Consider the following 5,731-nt stretch of genomic DNA (forward strand, 5'->3'; position numbering starts at 1 on the left):
ACAGCTTACTTTTTCGATTATTAGCACTGCTTAATCCTTAAACAAGAAGTATTGGGTGGCGATGGTGATTTCGCCTGTGCTTTAGAAAAAGTATCCTCTCAAGGGTGTCAGGTAGAGGTAGTCAGCCTGAAATCGTCTACCAGTGAAGCTCTAATTAAAACAAGCGATCGCTACACCGACTTACAAGACATTATCCAAGACATTTGCAAAGCCTAATTTCTGATGGCTATCTTGCTATTCACATAGACAAGATGGCATCTGTAGTTAACTATTACCAACAAGATTGAATTATGAGTGAAGAAACTCCCGCAGAAAAACTAAAAAGACTATTAGCCGAGCAGAAGGCAGCAAGAGAAGCACAAACCAAAACTACAACCGAATTAAAGGAAGAAACCGAGACAGCAGACGAAACCATTGTCACTCCCATCCAATATACTCCCCGTGAAATAGTTGCCTACTTAGACAGTTTTGTCCGTGGACAAGCGATCGCTAAACGAACGCTCGCGTTAGCAGTTTATCAACACTACTTAGGCTTATCTCTAAAAGAAACAAAACAAAATACAGAAACCAGTTTCAAATTACCCTTTGGCAGCCAACACACCCTACTTATTGGCAACTCTGGCTGTGGTAAATCCTATTTAGTCAAGCTATTGGCTCAACTGCTTGATGTACCCTTTTTCTCTATCTCTGCTGCCAATTTAGTACCTGCGGGATGTCCCCACGGATTTAGTATTAACGATGTCATTGAATCCCTTTACATGAGTACTAATAAAAACCTGGCTCAAACTCAAAAAGCAATTGTCTTCATAGACGAAATCGATAAAATTCATCTTAAAGGCGATCTCAAACACGACGCATTTATTCAAGGAATTCAAGATGCCCTCTTGACTACTTTAGATGGTAGCCCAGTCAATATTTCCGCTACGGGACATCGCTTTATGCCCACCTCCTCTAGAATCGATGTGAATACAACAGGCATTCTATTTATTTGTGCGGGTGCTTTCGCAGGTTTGTCAGAGATTATTCAGTATAGGCGATCGCAAAATCAAAAAACCACGATGGGGTTTGACCTTGGAAATAATTCAGAAAGGCAAGAAATTGCATCTTCCTCAGACTCTCAGATTCTTAAATACGTTGAAACAGAAGACTTAGTTACCTACGGTTTAATTCCCGAATTTATTGGCAGATTTACCTCAATTTCAGTGCTAGATACTCTAAATAGCGATGATTTAATCGAAATTCTGCTTAATTCCCAAGACTCCATTTTGCAGAAAAAGAAAAACCTCTTCAATTTCTACGGTATCGAACTAGTTATTGATCGCGCTGCCTTAAATGCGATCGCCATAATCAAAAGAAACAAGATATTATGGTATCCCCGCGACAATGCAGAAATCATTTTATAGCTACCCAAACTTAAAATAATAAATGCACCTATTCCCCCAACCATATAGCCTTTGATTTCTGAGTTCAGATATCCCTGTTTAATAAGAGAAGTTCGATAATCTTGACAGCAGGTAGCTATTTGATTTTGTAACGCAAAACTATTGGTGACTGCGGAAATCGTTCGAGGTGTTGCCAAATAGTCATATACAGTTTTTTCGATAGCTGAGAGTTTAGAAAGCTCGATCGCATCTTCAGTAATATTTTCGACTTGGTTTTCTTTGACTTGAATTAAACTCCTTTGTAACAATTCCCAGCAAGCTAATTTGATTACCGCTTTTTCCTCATTTCGTAGGTAAGCAATTTCATAAGGATCGGGATGAATCGGAATTGCTTCTGTGACATTGCTGCTTCCTTTTATAATCAAGTTGGCCGCTGTACCCACACTAGCTATTATTCCTGCATAAAAAGCCAAGAAATAAGGGCCATACATTAAGGAGATGGGATTATTAATTAAGATATCCATATCTGATTAGTTGAACTCTACAATTACTAATCAGGGGGATTTTAAAAGTTTATGAAATTAGCTTGAAATCCTTGCTGTATCTAAAAAAAAATTAGCACCAAGAACAAGAATTAAATTCCTTGATGCTATAAAAATAAATTCAAAAGTCATTGAAAATGTTGAACCTGCTAAATTAATTGCCTAAATCGCCCCACAATGTAGCTTCATGGGGAATTACGATATCGGCATTTGCAGGAATTACAGTTTGAGGTTGACTCAAGAAAGCGCGAGTTGCAGTGTAACCAAATACAAACATAGAAAAAGCTGCCAAAGTAAATCCTAAGGCTTTGTCTACGCTAGATACGTTTTCTGTTGATGTTTGTAGTCTCATTTTAAAAATTCTCAGATATTATCAAGTATTTCACTTTTATTGTCCTGAAGAATCTGTAGCAACAGCTACTCTTTAAGAAAAATTTAATATTTATTTGCCTTGTAAGAAAATGCAGTATTAATTTGGCGATTGAGGCGATCTCCAAAAACAATAACGAGAAAGTCTTTACTCATTCTTACTTATCCGATTAAAGGGTTAACTATGCGCCTTTGTTGTTCTAACTAGCTTATGCTTTATAGCTGGAGCGAAGCCCTTTTATTACTTACACACTTTGGTATTAGGGAGTTGCAGGAATTTCTGCTTCTTCTTTTTTTTCTGAAGTTGCCTCGTCACTAGTAGAGACAATTTCTTGTATCTGGGGGTTACTAAGAAACTTCTTAGTATCTTCAATCAATTGCTCCCCCCAAAGATTATCTTTAAGAAACTGAATATCTGCATAGCGGTTGTCTAGCTTTAAAGCTGCTTTCCCTAAGGCGATCGCTTTTTCAGTTTTTCCTTCAACAAATAAAGCTACTGCTAGGGCTAATTGAGGCTCTGCTTGCTCGCCATCGACTTGAATCACAGATTCCCATTTAGAGATCGCGCCAGTGCGATCGCTTTGCTCATATTCTACCAGTCCCACATTATTTAATGCTGGCCAAAATGTAGCATCTTTAGCAAAAGCCTCTTCATAAGACTCGATCGCTTCATCTAGTTGGGCTAATTTGAGATAAGTATTACCCAGATCGAATAATGCTTCGGGGGAATTTCCTTCTATTTCTAATCCCTTTTCTAATTTAGTTCTGGCTGCTTCATATTTACCCTGTTGGAAATAGGCATTACCCAAGCTAAACAAAATGCCTTCTTGATCTGGTGCTAAAGCTTCAGCTTTTTCTAGAACATGAATCCCTTTGGCTAATTCTTCTTGCTGAATATAGAGATTACCCAAAATAAACCAAACTTCATAGTTTTCTGGAGCTAATTGAGTAGCCAATTCTGCTCTAGGTAATGCCAAATCATATTGCTGGAATCGAATCAGTTGCACGGATTCTTGGAGTAATTGTAATCCTTGAGACTCTAGTTTTTCTGTTTCTAATTTGGGTAAGTATGGTAGTACAGCTTGTCCCCTAACTGGCAAAGATATACTAGAAATGCCAGCGCAAGCTATTAAAGAAATTAACCAGTTAAGTTTAGGCACAGTACTATTTCAAATTTTTAAGTTGATTGATATTCACAAGTTACTTCATTGTCTTGCCTAACGGCAAACTTTGATGTTGTTTTGGAACTCAAACTTTGAAATCCCAGCGAATACAAGTAGCAGTTTTGTTTTTCCATAACTTATAAAGCTACCATAAAGCTAGAGACTTTAAGTTCAAATATCAGTAATTATTCATATATCTTATTCTAACTATTCATATAAATCTTAATCAATGAAATCAACTATAAATCAAAAATCCAAACACTATCCTGTTGTGGCAACGGGATTAGTGGCTTTATGCCTGGCTTTAATTGGTTTTACTAGTTATAGTCTTGTCAAAGGCTCTAACAAGAAAATCGATCTCAATGCTTTAACCGTGGAGGTCAAACAAGAAGATCTTAACGTAGAAATCGCAGCTAGTGGCAGAATAGAACCGATTAAAAGTGTAAATGTTAGTCCCAAAGACCCCGCTCGGTTAGTCAAACTTCTAGTCGAGCAAGGCGATCGCGTTACCGCAGGTCAAACTCTTGCCATAATGGAAAATAAAGAACTTGCTAACCAAATTTCTCGTTCTCAAGCCGAACTCAAACAAAATAGTGCCGATTTTGCCGAAGGTAAGGCAAAAATAAACGCCGAAATAGCCCAAGCACAAGCCAGATTAAGGCAAGCTGAAGCTAGATTGAATGGAGTTCAAAATAGAATTCCCAAAGATATCGAGCAAACCCAGTCTCAAATCAATGCCGCTCAATCTCGTCTCAAATTGGTTCGGGAGCGTTTAAAGCGTAACGAATATCTTTTGCAGCAAGGAGCAATTACCCAAGATGCTTTTGATGAAATTAGCAATGATTATCAAAATGCTCTGTCTAATATTAACGAACTGCGTCAAAGACTCGAACAGTTTCAAACTACGGGAGGTTCAGAAGTAGAACAAATAAAAGCCGAAATCAAAGAAGCCAGTCTCAACCTAGAACAAAAACGAAAAACTGCACCCGATGAAATTGTCTCTTTAGAAGCGAGTTTGGAGCAAGCCCAAGTATCCGTCCAACAATCCCAGATTCAATACAACGATAGCATCGTCAAAGCTCCTTTTGATGGCATTGTGACTCAAAGATATGCCGTAGAAGGTTCTTTCGTCGCTCCTAGCACTTCTGGCTCTAGTACCGCATCGGCTTCGGCTAATTCTATTTTGGCTTTGGCTCAAGGACTAGAAGTAATCGCCAAGGTAGCAGAATTGGATATCGGTCAATTGCAACCAGGACAAAAGGTAATCATTGTGGCTGATGCCTATCCAGATCGGGAATTCAAAGGAGAAATCAAGCGTATTGCTCCAGAAGCAATAATTGAAGAGAATGTAACTTCTTTCGAGGTACGAGTCAAACTCCTCACTGGTCAAGAGATTTTGCGCTCTAAAATGAATGTAGACGTAACTTTTATTGGGGAAGAATTGAGCGATAGTTTGGTAGTCCCTACAGTGGCAATTTTTACTCAAGATGGCGAACAAGGTGTCATGGTACCCGATGCCACCAACAAACCAAAATTTAAGCCCGTGAAGGTTGGATTATATTTGGGAAACAAAACCCAAATTATCGAAGGGGTTGAAGCCCAAGACAAAGTATTTATCGATCTGCCAGAAAAGAAAAGAAGAGGAAAACAAAATTAAATTCTTGCTTCTTCCTCCCCCTGTCTATTATTGTTTTTCACTCAAAAGAGCGATAAGCTACTTTTTCCTTCCGTACGCGTCTTTAAAGCTCATTCTCAAATATTTTCGCGCCTACTAGTACATTGGGCCACATTTCATCTGCGAGGGTAATATTTCCTTCAATATCTTCTACCCATTGTTTTTGTACCTCTGGGCTGTAGTTGAGATATAGTTTGCCATCGACAATTTTCCAAGCTTCTGGATCTGTAGAAACCACATTACCTTCACTCAAAGCTTTAGCACAGTAACCACCATACTGAGGAGCATAAGCTTCTGGATCTTCTTCAAACAGCGAGATGTTTTCTTCGCTAGAAAATCTCCAGAGATTACCATTCCATTCTAATTCGTACTCACTACTACCTTCGACTGCTTTTCCCTCTGTGAAATAAGCTACGGGATCTGTGCCTCGGATCGCTAAACCACTAGATGATTCTACATAGACTTCGGATACGGACTCGCCAGCAGCAGCACATGGATCTGCTGCACCCGCACAGGGATCTTCACTAGCACAAGGGTTTACACCCGCGCAAGGATCTACTGCTGCGCAAGGGTCTACACCCGCACAAGGGTCTACACCCG

Annotated in this window: 7 protein-coding genes; 3 read left to right on the forward strand and 4 right to left on the reverse strand. The window is 39.1% G+C overall.

Annotated features, from left to right (window positions below; translation table 11 throughout):
- Positions 1-51 precede the first annotated feature (51 nt).
- Both I4641_RS00770 and I4641_RS00775 read left to right on the forward strand, forming a co-directional pair.
- Positions 52-216 carry an NYN domain-containing protein gene (locus I4641_RS00770; RefSeq protein WP_229638514.1) on the forward strand — a complete coding sequence of 55 codons (165 nt, stop codon included), beginning with the start codon at positions 52-54 and terminating at the stop codon, positions 214-216.
- Between the two features lie 74 nt (positions 217-290).
- Positions 291-1,403, forward strand: coding sequence for an AAA family ATPase (locus I4641_RS00775; protein WP_229638515.1), 1,113 nt, complete (start codon positions 291-293; stop codon positions 1,401-1,403).
- On the opposite strand, the gene I4641_RS00780 is transcribed toward I4641_RS00775, so the two are convergent.
- From I4641_RS00780 to I4641_RS00790, 3 genes are all read right to left on the reverse strand, one after another.
- Positions 1,295-1,906, reverse strand: a complete 612-nt coding sequence (locus tag I4641_RS00780; protein ID WP_229638516.1) for a TIGR04222 domain-containing membrane protein — start codon at positions 1,904-1,906, stop codon at positions 1,295-1,297. The two genes, I4641_RS00775 and I4641_RS00780, sit on opposite strands and share 109 nt — an antisense overlap.
- 172 nt (positions 1,907-2,078) lie before the next feature.
- Positions 2,079-2,276: a hypothetical protein gene (locus I4641_RS00785; protein ID WP_229638517.1), complete on the reverse strand. Its 198-nt coding sequence runs from the start codon at positions 2,274-2,276 to the stop codon at positions 2,079-2,081.
- 277 nt (positions 2,277-2,553) lie between these two features.
- Positions 2,554-3,453: a tetratricopeptide repeat protein gene (locus I4641_RS00790; protein ID WP_229638518.1), complete on the reverse strand. Its 900-nt coding sequence runs from the start codon at positions 3,451-3,453 to the stop codon at positions 2,554-2,556.
- 232 nt (positions 3,454-3,685) lie between these two features.
- Between I4641_RS00790 and I4641_RS00795 the strand changes: the two genes are divergently transcribed.
- Complete coding sequence (locus I4641_RS00795) at positions 3,686-5,113, forward strand: efflux RND transporter periplasmic adaptor subunit (RefSeq protein ID WP_229638519.1); 1,428 nt, start codon at positions 3,686-3,688, stop codon at positions 5,111-5,113.
- A gap of 82 nt (positions 5,114-5,195) precedes the next feature.
- On the opposite strand, the gene I4641_RS00800 is transcribed toward I4641_RS00795, so the two are convergent.
- The coding region (locus I4641_RS00800) for a YHS domain-containing (seleno)protein (protein WP_229638520.1) at positions 5,196-5,731 on the reverse strand (536 nt) is incomplete at its 5' end.

Origin of the sequence: Waterburya agarophytonicola KI4 (assembly GCF_020640915.1) — a bacterium.
In the GTDB taxonomy this organism is placed as follows: Bacteria; Cyanobacteriota; Cyanobacteriia; order Cyanobacteriales; family Xenococcaceae; genus Waterburya; species Waterburya agarophytonicola.

Bases quoted from the DNA above. Each gene is read 5' to 3' on its own strand.
- I4641_RS00780 (WP_229638516.1), bottom strand. From the start codon at position 1,906: ATGGATATCTTAATTAATAATCCCATCTCCTTAATGTATGGCCCTTAT.
- I4641_RS00785 (WP_229638517.1), bottom strand. From the start codon at position 2,276: ATGAGACTACAAACATCAACAGAAAACGTATCTAGCGTAGACAAAGCC.
- I4641_RS00775 (WP_229638515.1), top strand. From the start codon at position 291: ATGAGTGAAGAAACTCCCGCAGAAAAACTAAAAAGACTATTAGCCGAG.
- I4641_RS00795 (WP_229638519.1), top strand. From the start codon at position 3,686: ATGAAATCAACTATAAATCAAAAATCCAAACACTATCCTGTTGTGGCA.